This is a genomic window from Ramlibacter sp. PS3R-8, from assembly GCF_037572435.1.
Classification (GTDB): Bacteria; Pseudomonadota; Gammaproteobacteria; order Burkholderiales; family Burkholderiaceae_C; genus Ramlibacter.
The window spans coordinates 19,846-44,779 of the sequence record NZ_JBBHGT010000002.1 but is presented as its reverse complement, the minus strand read 5'-3'; the positions used below and the strand labels follow the sequence as shown (position 1 = coordinate 44,779).

The 24,934-nt window shown below is 67.5% G+C and carries 26 protein-coding genes; 15 read left to right on the top strand and 11 right to left on the bottom strand.

Features of this window, described 5'->3' with window-relative positions; translation table 11 throughout:
• Window positions 1-4 precede the first annotated feature (4 nt).
• From WG902_RS08175 to WG902_RS08145, 7 genes are all read left to right on the top strand, one after another.
• Window positions 5-1,183, top strand: coding sequence for an acyl-CoA dehydrogenase family protein (locus WG902_RS08175; protein ID WP_340059523.1), 1,179 nt, complete (start codon window positions 5-7; stop codon window positions 1,181-1,183).
• Between the two features lie 2 nt (window positions 1,184-1,185).
• Window positions 1,186-3,027: an acetyl/propionyl/methylcrotonyl-CoA carboxylase subunit alpha gene (locus WG902_RS08170; protein WP_340060169.1), complete on the top strand. Its 1,842-nt coding sequence runs from the start codon at window positions 1,186-1,188 to the stop codon at window positions 3,025-3,027.
• Window positions 3,024-4,184 (top strand): acyl-CoA dehydrogenase family protein, encoded by a 1,161-nt coding sequence (locus WG902_RS08165; RefSeq protein ID WP_340059521.1) that lies wholly within the window; start codon window positions 3,024-3,026, stop codon window positions 4,182-4,184. The genes WG902_RS08170 and WG902_RS08165 overlap by 4 nt, the downstream gene beginning before the upstream one ends.
• Window positions 4,181-4,666, top strand: a complete 486-nt coding sequence (locus WG902_RS08160; protein ID WP_340059519.1) for a thioesterase family protein — start codon at window positions 4,181-4,183, stop codon at window positions 4,664-4,666. Before WG902_RS08165 ends, WG902_RS08160 begins: the two co-directional genes overlap by 4 nt.
• Window positions 4,667-4,679: 13 nt before the next feature.
• Window positions 4,680-5,507 (top strand): enoyl-CoA hydratase/isomerase family protein, encoded by an 828-nt coding sequence (locus WG902_RS08155; protein ID WP_340059518.1) that lies wholly within the window; start codon window positions 4,680-4,682, stop codon window positions 5,505-5,507.
• A 100-nt stretch (window positions 5,508-5,607) separates the two neighbouring features.
• Window positions 5,608-6,057 (top strand): SRPBCC family protein, encoded by a 450-nt coding sequence (locus WG902_RS08150; protein WP_340059516.1) that lies wholly within the window; start codon window positions 5,608-5,610, stop codon window positions 6,055-6,057.
• 7 nt (window positions 6,058-6,064) lie between these two features.
• Entirely contained in the window at window positions 6,065-6,328 is a 264-nt protein-coding gene (locus WG902_RS08145) for a hypothetical protein (RefSeq protein ID WP_340059515.1), read from the top strand.
• On the opposite strand, the gene WG902_RS08140 is transcribed toward WG902_RS08145, so the two are convergent.
• From WG902_RS08140 to WG902_RS08100, 9 genes are all read right to left on the bottom strand, one after another.
• A complete protein-coding gene (locus tag WG902_RS08140) occupies window positions 6,318-7,301 on the bottom strand; it encodes an LLM class flavin-dependent oxidoreductase (protein ID WP_340059513.1) in 984 nt (327 codons plus the stop codon). The genes WG902_RS08145 and WG902_RS08140 overlap by 11 nt on opposite strands.
• Window position 7,302: 1 nt before the next feature.
• On the bottom strand, window positions 7,303-8,424 hold the full coding sequence (locus WG902_RS08135; protein WP_340059512.1) for an AI-2E family transporter: 1,122 nt from the start codon (window positions 8,422-8,424) through the stop codon (window positions 7,303-7,305).
• Window positions 8,425-8,453: 29 nt separating this feature from the next.
• Window positions 8,454-9,623, bottom strand: a complete 1,170-nt coding sequence (locus WG902_RS08130; RefSeq protein ID WP_340059511.1) for an ABC transporter substrate-binding protein — start codon at window positions 9,621-9,623, stop codon at window positions 8,454-8,456.
• A 244-nt stretch (window positions 9,624-9,867) separates the two neighbouring features.
• On the bottom strand, window positions 9,868-11,028 hold the full coding sequence (locus WG902_RS08125) for an ABC transporter substrate-binding protein (protein ID WP_340059510.1): 1,161 nt from the start codon (window positions 11,026-11,028) through the stop codon (window positions 9,868-9,870).
• Between the two features lie 67 nt (window positions 11,029-11,095).
• On the bottom strand, window positions 11,096-12,955 hold the full coding sequence (locus WG902_RS08120; protein ID WP_340059508.1) for an AMP-dependent synthetase/ligase: 1,860 nt from the start codon (window positions 12,953-12,955) through the stop codon (window positions 11,096-11,098).
• 7 nt (window positions 12,956-12,962) lie between these two features.
• Window positions 12,963-13,751 (bottom strand): ABC transporter ATP-binding protein, encoded by a 789-nt coding sequence (locus WG902_RS08115; RefSeq protein WP_340059507.1) that lies wholly within the window; start codon window positions 13,749-13,751, stop codon window positions 12,963-12,965.
• Complete coding sequence (locus WG902_RS08110) at window positions 13,748-14,545, bottom strand: ABC transporter ATP-binding protein (RefSeq protein WP_340059505.1); 798 nt, start codon at window positions 14,543-14,545, stop codon at window positions 13,748-13,750. Before WG902_RS08110 ends, WG902_RS08115 begins: the two co-directional genes overlap by 4 nt.
• Window positions 14,542-15,618, bottom strand: coding sequence for a branched-chain amino acid ABC transporter permease (locus WG902_RS08105; RefSeq protein WP_340059504.1), 1,077 nt, complete (start codon window positions 15,616-15,618; stop codon window positions 14,542-14,544). Before WG902_RS08105 ends, WG902_RS08110 begins: the two co-directional genes overlap by 4 nt.
• Complete coding sequence (locus tag WG902_RS08100; RefSeq protein ID WP_340059502.1) at window positions 15,619-16,494, bottom strand: branched-chain amino acid ABC transporter permease; 876 nt, start codon at window positions 16,492-16,494, stop codon at window positions 15,619-15,621. It lies immediately after the preceding gene.
• A 121-nt stretch (window positions 16,495-16,615) separates the two neighbouring features.
• Here WG902_RS08100 and WG902_RS08095 point away from each other — a divergent pair, with 121 nt between their 5' ends.
• Window positions 16,616-17,422, top strand: coding sequence for a crotonase/enoyl-CoA hydratase family protein (locus tag WG902_RS08095; RefSeq protein ID WP_340059501.1), 807 nt, complete (start codon window positions 16,616-16,618; stop codon window positions 17,420-17,422).
• Window positions 17,423-17,565: 143 nt separating this feature from the next.
• On the opposite strand, the gene WG902_RS08090 is transcribed toward WG902_RS08095, so the two are convergent.
• The gene (locus WG902_RS08090; RefSeq protein WP_340059500.1) at window positions 17,566-17,985 is read right to left on the bottom strand and encodes an acyl-CoA thioesterase; all 420 of its coding nucleotides are present in this window, start codon (window positions 17,983-17,985) and stop codon (window positions 17,566-17,568) included.
• Window positions 17,986-18,025: 40 nt separating this feature from the next.
• Here WG902_RS08090 and WG902_RS08085 point away from each other — a divergent pair, with 40 nt between their 5' ends.
• The 4 genes from WG902_RS08085 to WG902_RS08070 are packed head-to-tail and all read left to right on the top strand — an operon-like array spanning window position 18,026 to window position 21,207.
• On the top strand, window positions 18,026-19,903 hold the full coding sequence (locus tag WG902_RS08085; protein WP_340059499.1) for an ABCB family ABC transporter ATP-binding protein/permease: 1,878 nt from the start codon (window positions 18,026-18,028) through the stop codon (window positions 19,901-19,903).
• Window positions 19,904-19,905: 2 nt separating this feature from the next.
• Complete coding sequence (locus tag WG902_RS08080) at window positions 19,906-20,256, top strand: hypothetical protein (protein WP_340059498.1); 351 nt, start codon at window positions 19,906-19,908, stop codon at window positions 20,254-20,256.
• A gap of 19 nt (window positions 20,257-20,275) precedes the next feature.
• Window positions 20,276-20,698 carry a VOC family protein gene (locus WG902_RS08075; protein ID WP_340059497.1) on the top strand — a complete coding sequence of 141 codons (423 nt, stop codon included), beginning with the start codon at window positions 20,276-20,278 and terminating at the stop codon, window positions 20,696-20,698.
• A gap of 59 nt (window positions 20,699-20,757) precedes the next feature.
• Window positions 20,758-21,207, top strand: a complete 450-nt coding sequence (locus WG902_RS08070) for a metallophosphoesterase family protein (RefSeq protein WP_340059496.1) — start codon at window positions 20,758-20,760, stop codon at window positions 21,205-21,207.
• A 43-nt stretch (window positions 21,208-21,250) separates the two neighbouring features.
• On the opposite strand, the gene WG902_RS08065 is transcribed toward WG902_RS08070, so the two are convergent.
• Window positions 21,251-22,468 carry an MFS transporter gene (locus tag WG902_RS08065; RefSeq protein WP_340059495.1) on the bottom strand — a complete coding sequence of 406 codons (1,218 nt, stop codon included), beginning with the start codon at window positions 22,466-22,468 and terminating at the stop codon, window positions 21,251-21,253.
• A gap of 103 nt (window positions 22,469-22,571) precedes the next feature.
• Between WG902_RS08065 and WG902_RS08060 the strand changes: the two genes are divergently transcribed.
• The 3 genes from WG902_RS08060 (at window position 22,572) to WG902_RS08050 (ending at window position 24,932) form a co-directional block, all read left to right on the top strand.
• Window positions 22,572-22,928 (top strand): hypothetical protein, encoded by a 357-nt coding sequence (locus WG902_RS08060; RefSeq protein ID WP_340059493.1) that lies wholly within the window; start codon window positions 22,572-22,574, stop codon window positions 22,926-22,928.
• Window positions 22,929-23,006: 78 nt separating this feature from the next.
• The gene (locus WG902_RS08055) at window positions 23,007-23,933 is read left to right on the top strand and encodes a LysR substrate-binding domain-containing protein (protein WP_340059491.1); all 927 of its coding nucleotides are present in this window, start codon (window positions 23,007-23,009) and stop codon (window positions 23,931-23,933) included.
• Between the two features lie 114 nt (window positions 23,934-24,047).
• On the top strand, window positions 24,048-24,932 hold the full coding sequence (locus WG902_RS08050; RefSeq protein ID WP_340059490.1) for an amino acid ABC transporter substrate-binding protein: 885 nt from the start codon (window positions 24,048-24,050) through the stop codon (window positions 24,930-24,932).
• The last annotated feature ends 2 nt before the right edge of the window (window positions 24,933-24,934 follow it).

Below are 24,934 nucleotides of genomic sequence, written 5' to 3'. Positions count from 1 at the left end.
CGAGATGAACTACAGCCACGAACACCTCGAGATCCAGAAGACGCTCCAGCGCTTCATCACCGAGGAGATCAATCCCCACGTCGACGAGTGGGAGCAAGCGGAGATGTTCCCCGCGCACCAGGTGTTCAAGCGGCTCGGTGAGCTCGGGCTGCTGGGCCTGACCAAGCCGGAGGAATACGGCGGCGCCGGCCTCGACTACTCCTACTCGGTCGCGATGGCCGAGGCGCTGGGGCACATCGAGTGCGGCGGCGTGCCGATGGCCATCGGCGTGCAGACCGACATGGCGACGCCCGCACTGGCACGGTTCGGCAGCGAGGAACTCAAGCGCGAGTTCCTGGTGCCCGCGATCGCCGGAACGGCGGTCTCCTGCATCGGCGTCAGCGAGCCGGGCGCCGGCAGCGACGTGTCCGGCATCAAGAGCCGCGCCCGCAAGGACGGCGACGACTACGTGATCACGGGCCAGAAGATGTGGATCACCAACAGCCTGCAGGCCGACTGGATGTGCATGCTGGTGAACACGGGCGAAGGCTCCGTGCACAAGAACAAGAGCCTGGTGATCGTGCCGATGCGCGAGAACGGCAAGCTGCGCCCGGGCATCGAGGTGGCCCGGAAGATCCGCAAGATCGGCATGAACAGCAGCGACACCGGGCTGATCTACTTCGACGAGGTCCGCGTGCCGCAGCGCTATCGCATCGGTGCGGAAGGCCAGGGTTTCATCTACCAGATGCAGCAGTTCCAGGAGGAAAGGCTGTGGGCGGCCGCGAGCTGCCTGCAGTCCTTGACGAACTGCATCCAGTGGACGATCGACTGGGCGCAGGAGCGCAAGCTGTTCGGCGCCGCGCTGGCCGACCAGCAGTGGGTGCAGTTCAAGCTGGCCGAGATGAAGACCGAGGTGGAGGCGCTGCGCGCACTCACCTACCGCGCCTGCGACCTCTACGTGCAGGGGCAGGACGTGATGGAACTCGCCTCGATGGCCAAGCTGAAAGCCGGACGCCTGAACCGGCTGGTGCCGGACACCTGCCTGCAGTTCTGGGGCGGCATGGGCTACACCTGGGAGAACAAGGTGTCGCGCATGTTCCGCGATGGCCGTCTCGCCTCCATCGGCGGCGGTGCGGACGAAGTGATGCTGGGCATCCTGGCCAAGCTCATGGGCATCGCCAAACGCCCGGCCAGGCCGGAATGAAGATCCGCCGCCTGCTCATCGCGAACCGCGGCGAGATCGCACGGCGGGTGATGCGCACCGCGCACGCGCTGGGCATCGAGACCGTCGCCGTGTATTCGCAGCCCGATGCGGCGGCGCTGCACGTGCGCGAGGCCACGACCTCGGTGGCGCTCGGCGGTGATGCGTCGGCCGACAGCTACCTGCGCATCGACAAGATCCTCGCCGCGGCGCGCTTCGCCGGCGCCGACGCCTTGCATCCCGGCTACGGCTTCCTGAGCGAGAACGCCGAATTTGCGCAGGCCGTCGAGGACGCGGGGTTGACGTGGATCGGGCCGCCGGCCGAAGCCATCCGCACGCTGGGCAACAAGTCGCGCGCGAAGGACCTGGCGCAGGCCCGCGGCGTGCCTTGCCTGCCCGGCTACCAGGGCGCGGACCAGTCGGAGGTGCGGTTGCTCGCGGAAGCGCGGGACATCGGCTTTCCGCTGATGGTCAAGGCTGCCTCGGGCGGCGGCGGCCGGGGCATGCGCCTGGTCACCGAAGACTCGCAACTGCGCGCGGCGCTGCAGGGCGCCCGCTCCGAGGCCTTGTCGGCCTTCGGCTCCGGCGAGCTGTTGCTCGAGCAGGCGCTGTCGCGGCCGCGGCACGTGGAGGTGCAGGTGTTCGCCGACATGCACGGCAACTGCCTGCACCTGGGGGAGCGGGATTGCTCGGTGCAGCGCCGCCACCAGAAGATCATCGAGGAGACGCCCAGCCCCGCGGTGGATGCGTCCATGCGCCAGGCGATGGGCAAGTCCGCGGTGGAGCTCGCGCGGTCGGCGGGATACCTGGGCGCCGGCACCGTGGAGTTCCTGGTCGACGAGGACGGCGCGTTCTACCTGATGGAGATGAACACCCGGCTGCAGGTGGAACACACCGTCACCGAGATGGTCGCCGGCCTCGACCTCGTGGAGTGGCAATTGCGCGTGGCCTGCGGCGAGCGGCTGCCCTTCAAGCAAAGCGACCTGCGCCTGCAAGGCCATGCGATCGAGGTGCGGCTGTGCGCGGAGGACGAGGACTTCGTGCCGCATACGGGCACTGTCGTGCACTTCCTTCCTCCGCCCGGCATCCGCTTCGACCACGCCATCTGCCCCGGCCTCGAAGTCTCCCCCCACTACGACTCGATGCTCGGCAAGCTGATCGTCCATGCACCGACGCGCGCCGAAGCGATCTCCCGGCTGGCCACCGCACTGGATCGCCTGCAGATCCTGGGCGTGCCCACCAACCGGCGCTTCCTCAGCGCGTGCCTGCGCCACCCGCTGTTCGGCGAGGGCCTGGCCCAGATCCCCTTTCTCGCGGAGCATGGCGATGCCATCCGCCGCCAGTTGCAGGAAGAGGAATTCGGCGTCGCGGCGGAAGCGGCTTTCTCCGCGCTGCTGCCACAGGGCGGCGCGCCCGCCTTGCCGTCGCCCTTCACCCGGCCGCTGCGCATCCGCCATCGCGACACGCTCTTCGACGTCCCGCTGTGCGAAGCCGACGGCGTTGCGCCGGGGCAGGCGCAAGTCGCAGTCCTGGGTGCCGGCCGTTGGCATGTGCAGTCCGGAGCCGTCGACCTGTTCCTCGACGACGCGTCGTTCGATCCGCCCGCCGCAGCCGGGGGCGCCGACGGCGGCGCCGAATTGCGCGCGCCGTTCAACGGCAAGGTGATCGCGCTGCATGTGCAGCCGGGCGACGAGGTCCGCAAGGGTGACCCGCTCGTGACGCTGGAATCCATGAAGCTGGAGCACGTCCTGTCCGCGCAAGGGGATGGCATCGTGGACACGGTGGAAGTGCAGGCAGGCCAGCAGGTGCTGCCCTCGCAGGTGCTCGTGACCGTCGGCGCCGCATGAAGGCAGACTCGCGCGCCGACGTGGAGGCGCTGACGGACAGCGTGCGCCGCTTTGCGCTGGAGCGCATCGCGCCGCGCGTGCCCGAATGGGAGGCGACCGGCGAGCTGCCGCTCTCGCTGCACGCGGAAGCGGCGGCGCTGGGCCTGCTGGGCCTGGGCTATCCGGAGGAACTGGGCGGCACGCCGGCGCCCTTCGCCTTGCGCAATGCGATGTCCGTCACGCTGGCGCGCTACGGCGGCAGCGGTGGCGTGATGGCAGGCCTTTTCTCGCACAACATCGGGTTGCCGCCGGTCCTGCGCCACGGCACGCCGCAGCTGCAGCGCGAAATCATTCCCGACGTCCTGCGCGGCGAGAAGATTGCGGCGTTGGCGATCACCGAGCCGGGCGCCGGCTCCGACGTGGCAGCCTTGAAGACCAAGGCCCGGCGCGACGGCGATGCATACGTCCTCGACGGCGAGAAGGTGTTCATCACCTCGGGCGTGCGCGCCGACTGGATCACCGTCGCGGTGCGCACCGGCGAGCCGGGAACGCGGGGCTCCAGCGGCATCTCGATGATCGTCGTTCCAGGCGATGCGAAAGGCTTGTCCCGCACGCGGCTCGACAAGATGGGCTGGCACGCCAACGACACGGGCCACCTGCGCTTCGATGGCGTGCGGGTGCCGGCGCGTTACCTGGTCGGCGAAGAGGGCGCGGGCTTTCGCATGATCATGGGCAACTTCAACGGCGAGCGGCTGGCGATGTCGGCCATGGCGCTAGGCTTCGCCCAGGCCTGCTACGACGAAGCGCTGGACTGGGCGCGCGAGCGCAAGACCTTCGGCTCCGCCCTGGTCGACAAGCAGGTGATCCGGCACAAGCTGATGGACATGCAGATGCGCATCCATGCGACGCAGGCGTGGCTGGACGCCGTGACGGCACTGGCCGATGAGGGGAAATTGGAATCTGACCCCAATTGTGTTGCGCAGGTCTGCCTGCTGAAGAACCAGGCGACGCAGGCCATGCAGTTCTGCGCCGACCAGGCGGTGCAGATCCTCGGCGGCATGGGGTACATGCGCGGCACCAAGAGCGAGCGCATCTATCGGGAGGTCAAGGTGATGATGATCGGCGGTGGCGCCGAGGAGATCATGAAGGACCTCGCCGCGAGACAATGGGGCCTATGACACGCCACCCACCCGACAGGCCGCTGGAGTTCGAGGAAGAATTCGTCACCGGCCTCAAGCACATCTTCGAGGAGAAGATCGTCTTCAACAGCGTCATCGGGCTGAAGATCCAGGTCCTGCGGCCCGAGCGCGTGGCCGGCAGCATCGCCATGAAGCACGAGCTGATCGGCCACTATGCCTTCAGCCGCCTGCACGGCGGCGTGATCAGCGCCGGGCTCGACGCGATGGGTGGCCTGGCGGTGATGGCCGCGATCGGTGCGCGGCACATGGACGAAGCCCCGGCGCAGCGGCTGGAACGGTTCGGCAAGCTCGGCACCATCGACCTGCGCGTCGACTACCTGCGACCCGGGGTCGGCGACCGCTTCGAGCTGGAGGCGGAGGTGCTGCGGCTCGGCTCGCGCGTGGCCAGCACGCGCATGGAATTCCGCGGGCCGAACGGCAAGCTGCTGGCGACAGGCGCCGGGGCGTACATCATTTCCTGAGGGAGCGAACGGTATGGACAGGCAGGACCGCTACGCCGGCTACGAGGCGCTGGCCTTGAAGCGCCATGACCACGGCATCCTGGAGATCGTGATGGGCGCCGGCAAGAGCGCCAACGGCAAGCTCTCCACCGCCAACGACCGCATGCACCGCGAGCTGGCCTCCATCTGGACCGACATCGACAAGGATCCGGACGTGCGCGTGGCCATCATCCGTGGCGAGGGCAAGGGCTTTTCGGCCGGCGGCGACCTGGACCTGGTGGAGGAGATGTCGCGCGACTTCAACGTCCGGGCGCGCGTCTGGCGCGAAGCCAGGGACCTGGTCTACAACGTCATCAACTGCTCCAAGCCGGTGGTCTCGGCGATGCACGGGCCGGCAGTGGGCGCGGGGCTCGTCGCCGGGCTGCTGGCCGACATCTCGATTGCCGCCAGGACGGCCCGCATCATCGACGGCCACACCCGTCTGGGTGTCGCGGCCGGCGACCATGCGGCCATCGTCTGGCCGCTGCTGTGCGGCATGGCCAAGGCCAAGTACTACCTGTTGCTGTGCGAGGCCGTGTCGGGCGAGGAAGCGGAGCGCATCGGCCTGGTTTCGCTGGCCGTCGATGAAGCGGACTTGCTGCCGCGCGCCTTCGAGGTGGCGGAGAAACTGGCCAAGGGCTCGTCCACCGCGATCCGCTGGACCAAGTACGCATTGAACAACTGGCTGCGGCTGGCCGGACCGACGTTCGACAGCTCGCTGGCGCTGGAGTTCATGGGGTTCTCGGGGCCGGACGTGCAGGAGGGCATCGCGTCGCTGCGGGAGAAGCGGGCGCCGGTGTTCGATCCGAAATCGCCGTTTTGAATGCGGTGACGGATTTGCGCCTTTGAGGCAGACTAGCGCGTTGAGCCCGCCGGGCCGCCCCAAGGGGAACAACCGTAATGCGTAGCATGGAGGTTTCCGAATGAGCCAGACCGTCCGCCTCCACCGCGTGCTGCGCGCCCCGCCGGAACGCATCTACCGCGCCTTCCTCGACGCCGCCGCTTTCGCCCGGTGGCTGCCGCCGTACGGCTTCACCGCCGAGGTGTTCCAGCTCGAAGCCAAGGTGGGTGGCAGCTGGCGCATGGCGTTCACCAACTTCAGTGGCGGCGGCAGCCACAGCTTCGGCGGAAAGTACCTGGAGCTGGTACCCGGCGAGCGGCTGCGCTACACGAGCAAATTCGACGATCCCGGCCTGCCGGGCGAGATGCAGACCACCGTCACGATGAAGCGTGGCGTGATGGGCACCGAAGTCAGCGTGGTGCAGGAAGGCATTCCCGACGTCATTCCGGCCGACGCCTGTTACCTGGGTTGGCAGGAGTCGCTGCTGCAGCTGGCACACCTGGTCGAGCCTGAAATTCCCGGTGGAACGTGATCCGGCCATGAGCAGGGGCCGCCTCATCACCTTTGCCGTCCTGGCCGTGGTGCTGCTCGTGGCCTTCGCGACCAACCCGTCGCCCGATCGCCATCGCGTCAAGCTGCGCGAGGCCGCGGGCGATCGCAACCCGCTGGCCAGGGTCCCGGGGGTCGGCGTGATGACCGAGCTCTCCACCGGCTACCACTCGCTGGGGGTCGCCTCGTACACCACGGTGGGCAACCGCATCGTCTCGTGGGGCGTGTTCGGGGTGGTGTTCGTCAAGTCCTGACGGCTTCGGCCGTGATCTCGTACGAGTGCAGCCGCGCCGCGTGGTCGTGGATCTGCGAGGTGATCATCAGTTCGTCGGCTCCGGTGCGCGCGATGAAATCGCGCAGGCCGCGCTGCACCGTCTGCGGCGAGCCGATCGCGGAGCAGGAAAGCACGTCCTGCAGCGTCGCGCGTTCCATCGGACCCAGCGTTTCGAAATAGCCGGGCAGCGGCCGCGGCAGCCGGGACGGGCGGCCGGTGCGCAGGTTGACGAAAGCCTGCTGCAGCGACGTCGCGAGCACCGCCGCTTCTTCGTCGCTGTCCGCGGCCACCACGTTGAAACCCAGCATCACATGCGGCTTGGCCAGCTGCGCCGAGGGCTTGAAGCTGGCGCGGTAGACCTCGACCGCCTGCATCATCTGCCCCGGTGCGAAATGCGAGGCGAAAGCGTAGGGCAGGCCGAGCATCGCCGCCAGCTGCGCGCCGAACAGGCTGGAGCCCAGGATCCAGATCGGCACCTTCAACCCGGTGCCGGGCACCGCGCGCACCGCCTGGCGCGGCTCGTCGGACAGGAAGTCCATCAGCTCCACCACGTCCTGCGGAAACTCGTCCGGGCCCGCGTGCATGTTGCGCCGCATGGCGCGCGCGGTGGCCTGGTCCGAACCCGGCGCCCGCCCGAGGCCCAGGTCGATGCGGCCGGGGTACAGCGATTCCAGCGTGCCGAACTGCTCCGCGATCACCAGCGGCGAGTGGTTGGGCAGCATGATGCCGCCGGCGCCGACCCGGATCGTCTTCGTGCCGCCCGCCACGTGGCCGATCAGCACGGACGTCGCCGCACTGGCGATGCCGGGCATGCCGTGGTGCTCGGCCAGCCAGAAGCGGCGGTAGCCGAGCCGTTCGGCGTGCTGCGCGAGCGAGAGGCTGTTGCGAAAGGATTGCGCGGCGTCGGCTCCCTCGGCAATGGGGGCGAGGTCGAGCACGGAAAGAGGGGTCATCTCAGTCAGGTGGGGGCGTGTGCGGCAAGGGCAAGGGGGCGTCCGTCACCGCCTCCGGCTGTTCGCGCGCCGAGGCCAGCATGTCCCAGCTGACCAGGAAGATGGCTGCGATCACCGGCCCGATCACGAAGCCGTTGAGCCCGAACACCACGATGCCGCCCAGCGTGGCGACCAGCACCAGGTAGTCCGGCATGCGCGTGTCCTTGCCCACCAGGATGGGCCGCAGCACGTTGTCCACCAGGCCGATCACCACGGCGCCCCAGAGCGTGAGGCCGATGGCCCGGACCAGGTCCCCGGTGAAGAAGAAGTATGCGGCCACCGGCGCCCACACGAGCACCGCGCCCACGGCAGGCAGCAGCGACAGCATCGCCATCACCGCGCCCCAGAGCACCGCACCGGGCACCCCCAGCACGAAGAAGGCGAGGCCGCCGAGCGCGCCCTGCACCAGCGCCACGACGATGTTGCCCTTGACGGTGGCCCGCACGACCAGGGCGAACTGCGTCATCAGCCGCTGGGTGTGCCGGGGCTGCAAGGGAATGGAGCGGGCGATGCCGCGGGTGAGGCGCTCGCCGTCGCGGAACAGGAAGAACACCACGTACAGCATCACGAAGAAAGCGACGATGAAGTCCAGCGTGACCTGCCCGATGCCCAGCACGCGCGAAGTCACCACCTGGCTGCTGTTGCCCAGCGCGTCCAGGATCTTCTTTTGCAGCAGGCCGAGGTCCGACATGCCGAAACGCTGCAGGATGCCGCGCGCCCAGTCCGGCAACGCCTCGATGAGCTTCTGGAACAGCGCGGTCAGCTGGATCTCGCCGGATCGCAGCTTGGCCACCAGCATGGACGCCTCGTCGGTGATGGAGGCGATGAGCAGCGCCATCGGCAGGATGACGACCAGCAGGATGACGGTGAGCGATGCGAGCGCCGCCGTGTTGCGGCGACCCCTGGCGCCGCGCAGGAAGCGATTGTGCAGCGGCCAGAACACGATGGCGATGAAGACCGCCCAGCAGACCGCGCCGAAGAACGGCCAGAGGATCAGGGCGAACAGCAGCGTGGCCACCAGGACCAGCACCAGAAGCGCCTTGAATTCGAGCTCCGGATTGCGCAGGGGGTTGGGGGAACTCATCTGCGCGAGCGTACCAACAAACCCGGCGGCTAGGGCCTCACGTAGTCTGACACCACCTTCCAGCGGCCATCCTGGATCTGCGACAGGCGCGACATGTCGCTGCCCAGCCGCTTTTGCGGGCCGAACGTGGCTTCGGGGCTGCCGAAGATGTCGGGCTTGATCACCAGCGTGTCCATGGCCTTGATGAACGACTCGGTGGTGAGGTTCGGGCCGGCCTTCTGCGCCGCCGCGATGAAGGCGTCCATGATGTTGTACGCATAGGCGGAGAACACCGAGGGGTCCTCGTTGAAGCGGGTCTTGTACTTGTTGGCCCAGAAGCGCAACGGCTGCGAGGCTTCGTCCAGGTAGGGGTGCTGCGTGGTGTGGGTGGCGTAGAAGCCGTCGACCGCCTTGCCGCCCAGCTTGTGGATCAGGTCGGTGTAGGCGGCCGCGGAGCCCAGGAACACCGGGTTGTAGCCGGTCTTGCGGGCCTCGGCGATGGTGCCGATGGTCTCGCGGATGATGGTGCCCAGCACCACCACCTCGCAGCCCGAGGCCTTGAGCTTGGCGACCTGCGAGGAGAAGTCGGTGGCGCCGCGCTTGTAGGTCGTGCGGTCCGCCAGCTCGGTGTTGATCGCCTTCAGGCCGGCCTCGGCGCCGCGCAGCACCTCCAGCCCGAACTCGTCGTCCTGGTAGAGCGCGCACACCTTCTTCGCGTTCTTCTCCTTCACCAGCTTGGGCAGGGCCGCGCGGATCTGGTCGTAGTAGGAGGAAAGGAAGGCGAACTTGAGCCGGTGGAAGGGCTCGTACATCTCGCGCGCCGCCGTCAGCGGCATGTAGTTGATGACGTTCTTGTCGAACTGCACCGGCATCGCGGCCATGTTCTGCGCGGTGCCGATGTGGCCCACCATCGCGAAGATCTTGTCCTGGTTCACCAGCTTCTGCGCGGCGAGCACGGCCCGCTTGGGGTCGTAGGCGGAGTCCTCGACGATCAGGCGGATCTTGAGCCCGTGCACTCCGCCCTGCTCGTTGATCTCGTCGATGCGCAATTGCAGCCCCATGCGGGACTGCTTGCCGAAGGCGGCGATGGGGCCGGAGAGGTCCTGGATGGAGCCCAGGACGATCTCGTTCTTCGTCACGCCCTGGGCGGCGTTCTGCGCCGTTGCAGTGGTGGCGGCGACCGCGAGCAGGGCGAGGACCAGGAAGGCTTTGCGTTGCATGGCCGGCTCCTTTGGGAACTAACGTTCGCATTGTTCTCCCCTGCAGGGTGCCGTGGTCTGGGGCTTTCCACTACGCGTCTGCCGGGGTCGGCTGGTCGCCGAACCCGGCCTACGAAGCCAGACTCCGGCGGGTTTCGGGCTCACGGTGCAGGACCGGGATGGGCCGGCCCATCGCGGTCCGGGGAGCGGCACCCCAAAAAAGAAAGCCGCCCGAAGGCGGCCTGCTGGTTGGTTGGGCGGGCGCTTACTTGGCGTAGTCGCTGACCACCACCCACTTGCCGTCCTTGATCTGCGACATGCGGGAGATGTCGTTGCCCAGGCGCTTGGTGGCGGTGTAGTTCGACTTCGGGCTGCCGAACATGTCGGGCTCGAAGCTCATGTTGTCCATCGCCTTCACGAAGTTGTCGGTGGTGAGGTTCGGGCCGGTCTTCTGCGCGGCCTTGATGAACTGGTCGATGATCGTGTAGCCGTAGACCGAGAACACCGTCGGGTCCTCGTTGTACTTGGTCTTGTACTTGTTGGCCCAGAAGCGGATCGGCTGCGAGGCTTCGTCCAGGTACGGGTGCTGCACGGTCATGGTGGCGTACAGGCCGTCCATGGCCTTGCCGCCCAGCTTGTGGATCAGGTCGGTGTAGGCGGCGCTGGAGCCCAGGAAGATCGGGTTGAAGCCGGTCTTGCGCGACTCGCCGATGGTGCCGATGGTCTCGCGGATGATGGTGCCCAGCACCACCAGCTCGCAGCCGGAGGACTTCATCTTGGCGACCTGCGACGAGAAGTCGGTGGCGCCGCGCTTGTACGTCGTCTTCTCGGCGATTTCCATGTTGACGGTCTTGAGCCCGGCTTCGGCGCCGCGCTGCACCTCCAGCCCGAAGTCGTCGTCCTGGTAGATCGTGCAGACCTTCTTGACGTTGTTGTCCTTCACCATCTTCGGCAGCGCCTGGCGGATCTGGTCGTAGTAGGTGGCCGCGAAGGAGTACTTCAGCTTGTGCAGCGGCTCGTACATCTCGCGCGCCGCCGTGATCGGCAGGAAGTTGACGATGTTCTTCTCGAACTGCACGGGCATCGCCGCCATGTTCTGCGCCGTGCCCAGGTGGCCGGCGATGATGAACACCTTGTCCTGGTTCACCAGCTTCTGCGCCGCCAGCACGGCCTTCTTGGGGTCGTAGCCGTCGTCCTCGGCCAGCAGCTTGAGCTTGCGGCCATGCACGCTGCCTTGCTGTTCGTTCAGTTCGTCGATGCGCAGCTGCATGCCGTTGCGCGCCTGCTTGCCGTAGCCGGCGAGCGGGCCGGACAGGTCCTGGATGGTTCCGATCAGGATCGTGTCCTTGGTCACGCCCTGCTGCTGGGCGAAGGCGCCCGTGCAGGCCAGGATGGCGGCGGTGGCCAGGGTGGCTTTCAACTTCATTGCATGTCTCCTTGAGAAAAAAACAAAACCTGGAAGCCCTGGTTCCCCGCCTCCGCGGGGATGACGGCTACTGGTACATCGCCTCGATCTGCGGTGCGTACTTCTGCTGCACCAGCTTGCGTTTCAGTTTCATCGTCGGCGTCAGTTCCTCGTCCTCCGCCGACAGCTGCGTGTCCAGCAGGAAGAACTTCTTGACCTGCTCGACCCGCGCGAACTTCCGGTTCACCCGGTCGATCTCGCCCTGGATCAGCGCCTGCACCTCCGGCGAGCGCGTCAGGCTGGCGTAGTTGGAGAAGGGCACGTCGTGGTCCTGCGCGTACTTCTCCACGTTCTCCTGGTCGATCATCACGATCACGGTGAGGTACGGCTTCTTGTCGCCGATCACCACCGCATCGGTGATGTAGGGCGAGAACTTCAGCTCGTTCTCGAATTCGCTGGGCGTCACGTTCTTGCCGCCGGCGGTGATGATGATGTCCTTCATGCGGTCCGTGATCCGGAAGAACCCGTCCCCATCCACGGCGCCGACGTCGCCGGTGTGCAGCCAGCCGTCGGCGTCGATGGTCTCGGCGGTCTTTTCCGGCTGGTTCAGGTAGCCCATGAACACGTTGGGTCCGCGCACCATGATCTCGCCGGTGGCCGGGTCCACCTTCACCTCGTTGTAGCTCGCCGCCGGCCCGATGGAGCCCGGCTTGATGCGGTTGGCCGGCACGCCGGTGGCGGCGCCGCAGGTCTCGGTCATGCCCCAGACCTCCAGCATCGGCACGCCCAGCGCCAGGTACCACTTCACGAGTTCGGGGGAGATCGGCGCCGCGCCCGTCACGAGGAAGCGGGCGCGGTCGATGCCGATCATCTTGCGCACGTTCGACAGCGCCATCCAGTTGGCCAGCATGTACTTGAACTTCAGCGCGCCGTCGACGGGCTGTCCGGCCATCACGCGCTCGGCGATCTGCTCGCCCACCTTGATGGACCAGGCGTACGCCGCCTGCTGCATGCCGCTGGCCTCCTTCAGGCCGATCATCACGCCGGAATAGAACTTCTCCCACACGCGCGGCACGGCGGTGAAGACGGTCGGCGCGATCTCGCGCACGTTCTCCGGCACCGTCTCCGGGTTCTCCACGAAATTGAGCCTGGCCCCGGTGTACAGCGAAAAGTACTCCCCGCCCAGCCGCTCGGCGATGTGGCACAGCGGCAGGAAGCACATGCACTCGTCATCCTCGTGCCGGCCGATCAGCGTGTTGTAGCCGCGCACGGTGTAGACCAGGCCATGGTGCGAATGCATCGCGCCCTTGGGCTTGCCGGTGGTGCCGGAGGTGTAGACCAGGATGGCGAGGTCCTGCGGCTTGACCTGCTGCACGCGTTGCGCGATCTCGCCAGGGTGCTGCGCGATGTAGTCGCGGCCGAGACGGCGCAGTTCGTCCAGGCTGAGGACCATCGGGTCGTCGACGTCCCGCAATCCCTCCATGTCGAAGACCACGATCTTGCGCAGCCGCGGCAACTGGCCGCGCACTTCCAGCGCCTTGTCCAGTTGCTCGTCGTCTTCCACGAACAGGATGCTGGTGCCCGAGTCCTCGCACAGGTACTGGGCCTGCGTGGCCGCGTCCGTGGGGTAGATGCCGTTGGAGACGCCACCGCAGGACAGCACGGCCAGGTCCGCGAGGACCCATTCGATGACGGTGTTCGACAGGATCGAGGCGGTGTCGCGCGGCGCGAAGCCCAGGGCCATCAGCCCGCCGGCGACCTCGCGCACCGCGTCGCCGGTCTGCGTCCAGGTCCAGCTGCGCCAGATGCCCAGCTCCTTCTGCCGCATCCAGACTTTCGGGCCTCGCTGGTCGACCGCGTTCCAGAACATGGCGGGAATGGTGTCGCCCGCGACGACGACGTCCGTCACCGGCTTGGCTTCATCGATCAGGGTCCAGAGATTTCTCATGATGTCGTCATCTCCAGTTCTTCTTCTTCTTCCACCTGCGCTCGCCGCGCACGCCGGCTTCCTTCATGCCCAGGTAGAACTCCTTGATGTCTTCCTTTTCCCGCAGCCGGGCGCAGGTGTCCTCCATGACGATGCGGCCGTTTTCCAGCACATAGCCGTAGTCGGCGGCGTTGAGCGCCATGTTGGCGTTCTGCTCCACCAGCAGGATGGTGGTGCCGCGCTCGCGGTTGATGCGCACCACGATCTCGAAGATCTCCTTGGTCAGCTTGGGCGACAGGCCCAGGCTCGGCTCGTCCAGCAGGATCAGGTCCGGCGCGGCCATGATGGCGCGCGAGATCGACAGCATCTGCTGCTGGCCGCCGGACAGCAGCCCGGCGTCCTGCGTGGCGCGCTCCTGCAGGATCGGGAAGTAGCGGTACACCGCCTCCAGGTCGCGGGCGATGCCGTCCTTGTCCTTGCGCGTGTACGCGCCCATCGCCAGGTTGTCGTGCACGGACAGCAGCGGGAACACCTCGCGCCCTTCGGGCACGTGGGACAGCCCTTGCTGCACGATGAAGGCGGGGTCGCGCGCCGTGATGTTCCCGCCCTTGAATTCGATGCTGCCCTTGCGGGGGTCGATGATGCCGCTGATGGTCTTGAGGATGGTCGACTTGCCGGCGCCGTTGGAGCCCAGCACCGTGGCGATCTCGCCGCGCCGCACCTGCAGGCTCACGCCGCGGATCGCCTTGATCGGGCCGTAGGCGCTTTCGACGTTGAGGAGCTTCAGGACGGGCACGTCGCTGACGGCGGTGTTCATGCGGCCCTCCTGAGCGAGGAAACATCCTCGATGCTCCCCAGGTACGCCTCGATCACTCCCGGATGCTCCTGCACCTGGCGCGGCGTGCCCATGGCCAGCACCTCGCCCTGGTTCATGGCCAGCACGCGGTCGGACACCTTCGATACCAGCGTCATGTCGTGCTCCACCATCAGCACGGTGATGCCCAGCTCGTGCTGGATGTCCTGGATCCAGAAGGCCATGTCCTCCGTCTCCTCCACGTTCAGGCCGGAGGAGGGCTCGTCCAGCAGCAGCAGCTTGGGCTCCGTGCACAAGGCGCGCGCCAGCTCCACCACCTTGCGCACGCCATAGGGCAGGCCCGCCACCATCGAGTCGCGGTGGTGCTGCAGGTCCAGCAGCTCGATCACCTGCTCCACCTTCCTGCGCGCGTCGATCTCGGCGGCGCGCGTGCGGCCGGTGAAGAACATGTCCGCGAACAGCCCGGTCTTGCGGTGCGTGTGCCGCCCGATCAGCAGGTTGTGCAGCACCGAGGCGTGCTCGAACAGCTCGATGTTCTGGAAGGTGCGGGCGATGCCGAGCGAGGCGATGCGGTGCGGCGGCTGCTGCGTGAGCGGCTGGCCCTCGAAGGAGATGGTGCCCGTCGTCGGGTTGTAGATGCGGCTGATCAGGTTGAACACCGTCGTCTTGCCGGCGCCGTTGGGCCCGATCAGCGTGAACACTTCGCCGCGCTTCACATCGAAGCTGACCTTGTTGACGGCGAGCACGCCGCCGAAGCGCACGCTGAGATCCTGGGCGGAAAGGAGGATGTCGCTCATCGCAGGCGATCACTCTTCTGGAACGATTTCTGCCGCTTGAACAGGCCTTTGCGGTAGAACGGAAACAGCTGCAGGTAGGTGCGCACCTTCAGCCAGCGGCCGTACAGGCCGAGCGGCTCGAACAGCACGAAGGCGATCAACACCGCGCCGTACACCACGGCCTTGAGGCCCGGGGCCTGGCCGATGCTTTCCGGCAGGTAGTCCTTCACCGCGCCGATCGCCTGCGGCAGGCCGATGAGGAAAATCGCGCCGAGGAAGGCGCCGTGGATGGAACCGAGGCCGCCGATCACCACCATCAGCAGCAGGTCGATGGACTGGATGATGTTGAACTGGTCGGGCGAGAGAAAGCGGATCTGGTGCGCGTACAGCGCGCCGCCGATGCCGGCCAGCGCCGCCGACAGCGCGAAGCTCAGGGTCTTGTAGCGCGCCAGGTGGATGCCCATGCTCTGCGCGGAGATCTCGGAGTCGCGGATGGCCACGAACGCGCGGCCGGTCGGCGAACGCAGCAAGTTCATGCAGGCCAGGGTGGCCAGCACCGCGACCACCAGGCAGACGAAGTAGAACGACGCGCCGCTGTCGGCCGTCCAGCCGAACATCTTCACCGGCCCCACCGTCTTGCCCGCGTTCCCGCCCGTGACGCTTTCCCAGCGCGCGAACACCTCCTCGACGATGAAGCCGAAGGACAGCGTCGCGATGCCCAGGTAGATGCCCTTGACGCGCAGCGCCGGCAGGCCGACCACGATGCCCACCGCTGCCGACAGCACGGCCCCCACCGCCAGCGCCAGCGGGAAGGGCCAGCCCATCCCGGTGAGCACCGCCTGCGCATAGGCGCCGACACCGAAGAAGGCGGCGTGGCCGATCGAGAACAGGCCGGTGAAACCGGCGAGCAGCATCAGGCCGAGGCCGACGACACCGTAGATCAGGATGAACGTCAGCTGCGCCAGCAGATATTCGGGCAGCAGCACGGGCGCGGCCAGAAGCAGCACCATCAGCAGGCCGTACCAGAACACGTGCCCGCCGTGCTTGGCCAGCCGCAGGTCCTGCGCGTAGTCGGTCTTGAAAAGGAATCTCATTTAGACTTTTTTGCGCAGCTTCTCGCCGAACAACCCGTTCGGCATCACGACCAGCATGATCAGCACCACGATGTAGGCGGCAATGTCCTTGAAGCCTTCCGGCAAGTAGAAGCCGGAGAGCGATTCCACGATGCCGATGATCAAGCCGCCGACGATCGCACCCGGCAGGCTGCCGAAGCCGCCGACCACGGCAGCCGGGAAGGCCTTCAGGCCGATGAACCCCATGTTGGCGTGCACGAAGGTGATGGGCGCCAGCAGCAGGCCGGCGACGGCGGCCACCGCGGCGGCCAGGCCCCACACCAGCGAATTCAGCCGCTTGACCGGAATGCCCATGTAGTACGCGGCCAGCTGGTTCTGCGACGCGGCCTGCATGGCGATCCCGACCTTGCTGTAGCGAAAGATCGCGAACAGCAGGCCGCAGAGCACGGCGGTGGCTGCGATCACCACCATCTGCTCCACGTTCAGCACCAGCCCGCCCGCGTTCCACACCTGGTCCTTGTAGGGCACCAGCAGGGTGTGGGTTTCGGTGCCGATGCCCGGGATCATCGTGATCAGGCCGCGGGCGACGTAGCCGATGCCGATGGTGAGCATCACGATGGAGAAGGCGGGCTGGCCCAGGATCGGCCGGATCACGATGGTTTCCAGCAGCAGCCCGAACAGCGCCATGCCGGCGATGGAGCACAGGATGGACAGCCAGAACGGGAAGCCCATCATGGTCATCGCGGCCAGGCCGAAAAAGGCGCCGAGCATCATGAGTTCGCCCTGGGCGAAGCTCACCGTCTCGGTCGCTTTGTAGATCAGCACGAAGCCCAACGCGATCAGGCCGTAGATGCAGCCCTGGGCGACACCGCTGATCACCAGTTGCACGAATTGCACGCGGAGTCATCCTCTCTTAGGTGGCCCGCATTTATAGCGGCGCATGCCGAATGCGCTCACAGGGTTGGCCCCAAGTGGTGTCACGCACCCGACGCGCAGCGGCATGGGGTGTAATGCGCGGATGGAGCCTTCCAGCAGCCTGCAGGTGGAGCAAGTCGGCGCCGTGACCGTTGTCACGCTGCAGCGGCCCGAGGTGCGCAATGCCGTCGACGGCGACACGGCGCGGCGCCTGCACGAAGCCTTCGTCGCCTTCGACGACGATCCCGGCGCCCGGGTGGCCGTCTTCCACGGGGCGCACGGGCACTTCTGCGCCGGCTGGGACTTGCAGTTCGGCGCCCGCATGGCGCAGCAGCCCGGCGGTGCGAACGTGCTGGCCGGACTGGACTTCGACCCGCAGGACCCGCGCGCCCTGGCCCCGATGGGCCCGTCGCGCCTGCTGTTGTCCAAGCCGGTGATCGCGGCGGTCAGCGGCGCCGCGGTGGCGGGCGGCATGGAGCTGGCGCTGTGGTGCGACCTGCGGGTGATGGAGCAGGACGCCTATTTCGGCGTCTATTGCCGGCGCTTCGGCGTGCCGCTGATCGATGGCGGCACGGTGCGGCTGCCGCGCCTGGTGGGCATGGGCCACGCGATGGACCTGATCCTCACGGGGCGCAAGGTGGAGGCGGACGAGGCCCTGCGGATGGGGTTGGCCAATCGCGTCGTGGCCCATGGCCAGGCGCGGGCGGCGGCGCTGGAACTGGCGGAACAACTGGCGAAGTTTCCGCAGGAGACGATGCGCGCGGACCGCATGAATGCCTACGAGCAGTGGGGCAAGTCCCTGCCCGAGGCGCTGCACGCCGAGTGGGAGCGCAGCAAGTCGCGCATCGGGGACGGGCTGGAAGGGGCGGGGCGCTTCGCGTCAGGCGAAGGGCGGCACGGGAAGTTCTGAAGACGCACAGCCGAACAGCCGGACGCAGAAGGCGCAGAAGTTACGCAGAAGACGCAGAAAAAACCAAAAAAGGTTTTGGATGTCCTTTTGCGTCTTCTGCGTAGTTTCTGCGTCTTCTGCGTCCGGCTGCCCGCTCCCGGCTGTTAGCGCTTGATCGCCTGCGGCTTGCCGTTCTCGTCGATCGCCACGTAGGTCACCAGCGCATCCGTCACCTTGACGAATTCGCCCTGCGCCCGGAAGCGCTCGGCGAACACCTCGACATCCACCGTGATCGACGTATTGCCGATGCGCACGATCGAGGAATAGAAGCTCAGGATGTCGCCCACGCGCACCGGCTGCTTGAAGATGAATTCCTTCACCGCCACGGTCGCCATCCGGCCACGGATCACGCGCGCGGGAAGCACGGAGCCGGCCAGGTCCACCTGGGCCATGACCCAGCCGCCGAAGATGTCGCCGTTGCCGTTGGTGTCCGCGGGCATGGGGATGACCTTCAGGACCAGCTCCTTGCCGGTGGGCGGCGCGGCGGCGGTGTGGCCCTGCGGGGGGCTTGCATTTGCGGACATGGGCACAATCTCGGGCAGTACTGACACCGGATTGTCCCCCATGCGCCGCGGCGGCGAACTCAGCTCCCCCCAGATCCCCATTCCAGCGGCGCAGGCCGGCGTGCAGCCGCCCGCGCGCACGGACTGGGCCACGCTGCGGCGCCTGCTGCCCTACCTGCTGGAATACAAGTGGCGCGTGGCGGCGGCCTTGGCGTTCATGGTCGCGGCCAAGGTGGCCAACGTCAGCGTGCCCCTGCTGCTCAAGCAGCTGGTCGACGCCATGGACGTGAAGGTGGGCGACCCGGCGGCGCTGCTCGCCGTGCCGCTCGGCCTGCTGGTGGCCTATGGCCTGCTGCGGCTTTCCACGTCCCTCTTCACCGAGCTGCGCGAGCTGGTCTTCGCCAAGGCGACGCAGGGCGCGTCGCGCAGCATCGCACTGGAGACCTTCCGCCACCTCCACGCGCTGTCGCTGCGCTTCCACCTGGAGCGGCAGACCGGGGGCATGACGCGCGACATCGAACGCGGCGTGCGCGGCATCGAGTCGCTGATCTCGTACTCGCTCTACAGCATCGTCCCCACATTGATCGAAGTGGCGATGGTGCTCACCATCCTGGCGGTGAAGTTCGACGTCTGGTTCGCCTGGATCACCATCGCCGCGCTGGTGCTGTACATCATCTTCACCGTCAGCATCACGGAGTGGCGCACCAAGTTCCGCCGCGAGGCCAACGAGTACGACTCCGCCGCGCACACGCGGGCGGTGGACTCGCTGCTGAACTACGAGACGGTGAAGTACTTCAGCAACGAGGACTTCGAAGCGCGCCGCTACGACGAGAGCCTGGACCGCTACCGCCGTTCCCGCATCAAGGCGCAGACCACGCTGTCGCTGCTGAACACCGGCCAGCAGCTGATCATCGCGGTGAGCCTGGTGGCGATGCTGTGGCGCGCCACGCTGGGCGTGGTCGAAGGCCGCATGACGCTGGGTGACCTGGTCATGATCAATGCCTTCATGATCCAGCTGTACATCCCCCTGAACTTCCTGGGCGTGCTGTACCGCGAGATCAAGCAGAGCCTGACGGACCTGGACAAGATGTTCACGTTGATGGAGAAAGAGCGTGAGATCGCGGATCGGCCAGAGGCGCTCCCTCTCCCGCTTGCGGGAGAGGGCAGGGTTGAGGGCGACTGGACCGTCCGCTTCGACCACGTCCATTTCGCCTACGAGTCCAACCGCCCGATCCTGCACGACGTCTCCTTCGAGATCCCCGCCGGCAAGACGGTGGCCGTGGTCGGCCCGTCCGGCTCCGGCAAATCGACGCTCGCGCGCCTGCTGTACCGCTTCTACGACGTGCAGCAGGGCCGCATCTCCATCGCCGGCCACGACGTGCGGGACGTCACCCAGGCGAGCGTGCGGCAGGCCATCGGCATCGTGCCGCAGGACACCGTGCTGTTCAACGACACCGTGGAATACAACATCGCCTATGGCCGTCCCGGCGCCACCCGCGAGCAGGTGGAGGAGGCGGCCCGTTCGGCGCGCATCCACGACTTCATCGCCTCCACGCCCAAGGGCTACGCGACGATGGTGGGTGAGCGCGGCCTGAAGCTGTCGGGCGGCGAGAAGCAGCGGGTCGCAATCGCGCGCACGCTGCTGAAGAATCCGCCGATCCTGATTTTCGACGAGGCGACGTCCGCGCTGGACAGCGCCAACGAACGCGCGATCCAGGCGGAGCTCAAGGGCGTGGCCCGCAACAAGACGGCGCTGGTCATCGCGCACCGGCTGTCCACGGTGGTCGATGCGCACCAGATCCTGGTGATGGAAGCCGGCCGCATCATCGAACGCGGCACCCACCAGGAACTGCTGGCGCTCGACGGCCGGTACGCCGACATGTGGGCGTTGCAGCAGAGCGCCGAAGGCGAGAAGTTCGCCGACGTGATGGGGATGTAGCGATGGCCGATGCAGCCTCCGGGGAATTCGCGGAGTACGTGGCGCACGAGGATTTCCGCAGCGGCCTGCCGGCCGGCCGCTTCCGCGTCATCGTCGATCCCAAGCTGGCGCGCCGCTACGTCTCCCAGCGCCTGCTGCTCGTGGTCGTCGTGCTGCCCGTGATAGGCGTGGGCATCGCGCTCGCGCTGACCGGGCGCACGTGGCCGGGCGCGCTGTTGATCGCCGCCGGCGTGCTGTTGAACCGCGTGGTCATGTGGCAGGCCGGCCGCATCCTGCTGCACCTGGCCTTGCGCGATGCGAAGACCTATGAACAGGTCACGCAGGGCGGTGTGATGGAAGTGCGGCGGGTTTGAGCGGATCGGAGTGGCAACGATGAAGCCTCGCATCACCCTCATCACCCTGGCCGTCGAGGATCTCGAACGCGGCGTGCGCTTCTATCGTGACGCGCTGGGTTGGCCCACCGACGGCATCGTGGGTCGGGAGTTCGAACACGGCGCAGTCGCCTTCTTCGACCTGGACCAGGGGCTGCGCCTGGCGCTCTGGCTGCGCGCGAGCCTCGCGCACGACAGCGGCCTGCCGGCCGCGCCAGGCAGCGCCACGCAGTTCTGCCTGGCCCACAACGTGCGCAGCCGGGAGGAAGTGGATGCGGTGATGGCGCAGGTGCGTTCCGCGGGCGCCACGGTGACCAAGGAGCCGCACGACACGTTCTATGGCGGCTATGCGGGCTACTTCCAGGATCCCGATGGCCATCTTTGGGAGGTGGCGTGGAATCCGCAGATGCTGCCGGCGGAATGAGGGAGAGCTGGGGTTCCTGACGTCACCGCCAGCCTACGAAGCCACCCACCCCATCCGTCATGTTCCGCATCGGCCTCGTCTCCGACACCCACGACCTGCTGCGACCGGAGGTGCTGGCCTTCCTGCGGGGCAGCGACCACATCGTGCATGCGGGAGACATCTGCGGGCCGGAGGTGATCGCCGCATTGGCGCAACTTGCGCCGCTGACGGTGGTGCGGGGCAACAATGACCGCGGCGACTGGGCGCAGGACATTCCCGAAGCCGTGACCGTGCAGCTGGCCGGCGTCAGACTGCACGTCGTTCACGACCTCGCTGAACTCGTGCTGCCAGGCGAGGCGAAGGTGGTCGTCACCGGCCACTCGCACCGCCCGCGCGTGGAAGAGCGGGATGGCGTGCTCTACGTCAACCCGGGCAGCGCGGGGCCGCGGCGTTTCAAGCTGCCGATCTCCGCTGGCGAACTCCTGGTGGACGGGAGCGCGATCACGCCCCGGCTCGTGACCTTTCTGTAGGCCGGTGGTGAGCCGAAGCCGAACCCCGGTGGGGACTCACCGATCACCGGGGTTCGGCTTCGCGCTCACCCCGGCCTACGAGCGGCCAGAGCATCCACAACCCCAGCGCGGGACCGATGGCGAGCCAGGGAAGCACCAGCGCGAGCGGCCAGATGTGCGCGGCGCGCACGAACAGCTCGATGCTCACCACCGAGATCGCGAAGCCGATGCAATTGCTGAACGTGAGCACGCTGCCCACGACGGCCGGCGGCGCGTTCTGCGCGGTCAGCGTGGAAAATTGAGGCGAGTCGCCGGACACGGTGGCGCCCCACAGCAGCAGCCAGCCGATGAACAGCGGCAGCGGCGCCGCCAGCAGCAGCGGCGCCAGGAGGCAGCACGCACCGCTGACCGCCAGCTGCACCCACGCCACGCGCGCGCTTCCCAGCCGCCGCGCCAGCAATCCGCCGCCCACGCAGCCCAGGAAGCCGGCGGCGATGGCCCAGAACGCGGCGGCGCTCACGGCGGAACCGGACAGCCGCGTGGCCAGGATCAGCGGCACGAGCACGACGAAGGCATACAGCTCCCACATGTGGCCGAAGTAGCCGAACACCGACGCCCGGACCCGCGCGTCCGACCAGATCACGCCCAGCGCCTTCGGCGTGATGCGCGCGCCCTTCGCTGCCTGCGCATGGGGCGGCACCAGCAACGCCGTGGCGAAGCCGCCGGATGCGGCGAGCACGGACACGCAGGCCACGACCGCCTGCCAGGCTGGCAAACCGCCGAAGGCGATGCCGGCGCCATCGCCGCTGCCGGCCAGGGCCCGCAACCCATGCGGCAGCGCCGTGCCTAGGACGAGCGCGCCGATCAGCACCCCCATCACCGCGCCGAGCCGCTCCCGGTACCAGCTGGCGGCGATCTTCATGCCGACGGGGTAGACGCCCGCGAGGAAGAAGCCGACCGCGAAGCGCAGCGCCAGCAGCACGTCGAGCCGGCCCGCCGCCGCCAGCATGGCGGCGTTGCAGGCCGCCCCGGCCAGGGAGCAGGCGAGGAACACCTTTGCCGGCGCAAACCGGTCGGCCAGCATCAGCAGGGCGAACACCAGCGTGCCGGCCACGAAACCGGCTTGCACCGCGGAGGTCAGGGTGCCCAACGCAGCGGCGGGCAGCCCCCAGTCACGCTGGAGGTCCGGCATCACCGCATTCACCGCGAACCACAGCGACGTGCCGGCGAACTGGGAAAGCACGATCACTGGCAGGATGCGGCGCGGTACGGCTGGGCTCATGGGCGCAGCATACGGGCAGGCGCCATGGACCCTGGCGCCGCGGTCGGCGGATCGCCGAACCCGGCCTACAGACGGGCAGGCGGCGAGTCCGCACAATGGGACCATGACCCGTCGCTCCTCCCCCCGGCTCGCCCGCCAGGCCGCCGAACTCGCCATCGCCGTGCCGCAGGTGATGGCCCACCGCCTGACGCGCATGGCGCTCGCCGGCGCGCAGCCGAACGCGCGCGACCGCCGAGAGTTCGACGGCATGAAGCAGGAGAAGGTGGTTGCCATGTGGCAGTCCGGCTTCGCGATGAGCTTGGGCATGATGCAGGCGTCGCAGAAGGCCTGGCTCGCCATGCTCACGGGCACACGGGTGCCGATGGTCGACACCCAGCGCATCCTGTCCCAGGCGCTGGCGCCGGTGCACCGCAAGGCCACGGCGAACGCGAAACGGCTGGCGCGCACGAAATTGCGCTGAGTGCGTCACCGGGGTTCGGCTCCGCGCTCCGCGCCGGCCGACCAAGGCACGTTTCCGCCTCCGCCGCAATAATCGGCCATGGAAACCAAATGGCTGGAAGACTTCGTCAGCCTCGCCGAAACGCGCAGCTTCAGCCGCTCCGCCCAGCTGCGGCACGTGACGCAGCCGGCATTTTCGCGCCGCATCCAGGCGTTGGAGGCCTGGGCCGGCACCGACCTGGTGGACCGCAGTTCCTACCCCACCCGGCTCACGCCGGCGGGTGAAACGCTGTATGCGCAGTCGCTGGAACTGCTGCAGTCGCTGCAAAGCACGCGGGCCATGCTGCGCGGCCACGCCTCCGCCGGCCAGGACGTCATCGAGTTCGCCGCGCCGCATACGCTGGCTTTCACCTTCTTTCCCGCGTGGGTCTCCAGCCTGCGCGAGCAATTCGGGCCGATCAAGAGCCGCCTGATCGCGCTGAACGTGCACGACGCCGCCATGCGGCTGGTGGAAGGCAGTTGCGACCTGCTGATCGCCTACCACCACGCCGCGCAACCGCTGCAACTGGATGCCGACCGGTACGAGATGGTCGCCCTCGGCCTGGAGACCCTGGCGCCCTACTGCAAGGGCGACGCGGTGGGCGGGCCCCTGTTTCGCCTGCCGGGCCGCGCCGGCCATCCGCTGCCTTACCTGGGCTACGCACCGGGCGCCTACCTGGGGCAGGTGACCGACCTCCTGATCAAGCAGGCCGGCACGGCCCTGCACCTGGATCGCGTCTACGAAACGGACATGGCCGAGGGCCTGAAAGTGATGGCCCTCGAAGGCCACGGGATCGCCTTCCTGCCGCACAGCGCGGTGCAGAAGGAGCTTCACGCGGGCAAGCTGGTGAGCCCGTTGCCAACCGAGCTGAAAGGGCTGGAGATCGCCATGGAGGTGCGCGCCTACCGGGAGCGGCCGACCGGCAAGCACACGCCCAAGCGCACCGCGCAGGCGCTCTGGGCCTTCCTGGCGGAGCACCGGGCATAAACCCTGCTTGCAGGCCGCACCGCAAGCTCTAAGCTTCCGCACCAAGCCGGGCGCCGCGCGCGCCCCCTAGAATCCGCAACGCATTTGTCTGATGCGCTTACAAGGAGTTTTGCCATGAAAAAGAAGTTCCTGCTGGCCGCCATGCTGTCCGCCACCGCGTTCGGCGCCCTGGCCCAGGCCAACGACACCATCGCCAAGGCCAAGGCCGCCGGCAAGGTGGTGATGGGCGTGCGCGAGTCGTCCGCCCCCCTGTCGTACACGACCGGTGGCGGCCAGTTCACCGGCTACCACGTGGAGCTCTGCCAGCGCATCCTGAAGGCGGTGCTGCCCGGCGTGTCGGTCGAATACACGCCCGTCACGTCCGCCAACCGCATCCCGCTGGTGCAGAACGGCACGGTCGACATCGAGTGCGGCTCCACCACCAACAACGCCACGCGCCAGAAGGACGTGTCGTTCGCGCTGACCACGTACGTCACCGAAGTGCGCACCGCGGTCAAGGCCGACTCCAAGATCAAGTCGGTGGCCGACCTGAACAACAAGACGGTCGCCACGACCACGGGCACCACGTCCGTCGCCCTGCTGCGCAAGAACAAGCGCGCCTCGAACATCCAGTTCAAGGAGGTCTACGGCAAGGACCACGCCGACAGCTTCCTGCTGCTGGAGTCCGGCCGCGCCGACGCCTTCGTGATGGACGACAACATCCTGGCGGGCCTGATCGCCTCGTCGCAGAACCCGAAAGGCTACATGATCGTCGGCGAGACGCTGAACGTCGAGCCCATCGCGATCATGATCCGCAAGGACGACCCCAACTTCAAGAAGGCGGTGGACGACTACATCCGCGGCGCCATCAAGGCCGGCGAGCTGCAGCTGCTGTACACCAAGTGGTTCATGCAGCCCATCCCGCCCAAGAACACCAGCGTCAACCTGAAGATGGGTACCATCCTCACCGGCCTGCTGAAGAATCCGTCGGACGCCCCGGCGGAAGAGTTCAACAAGTAATC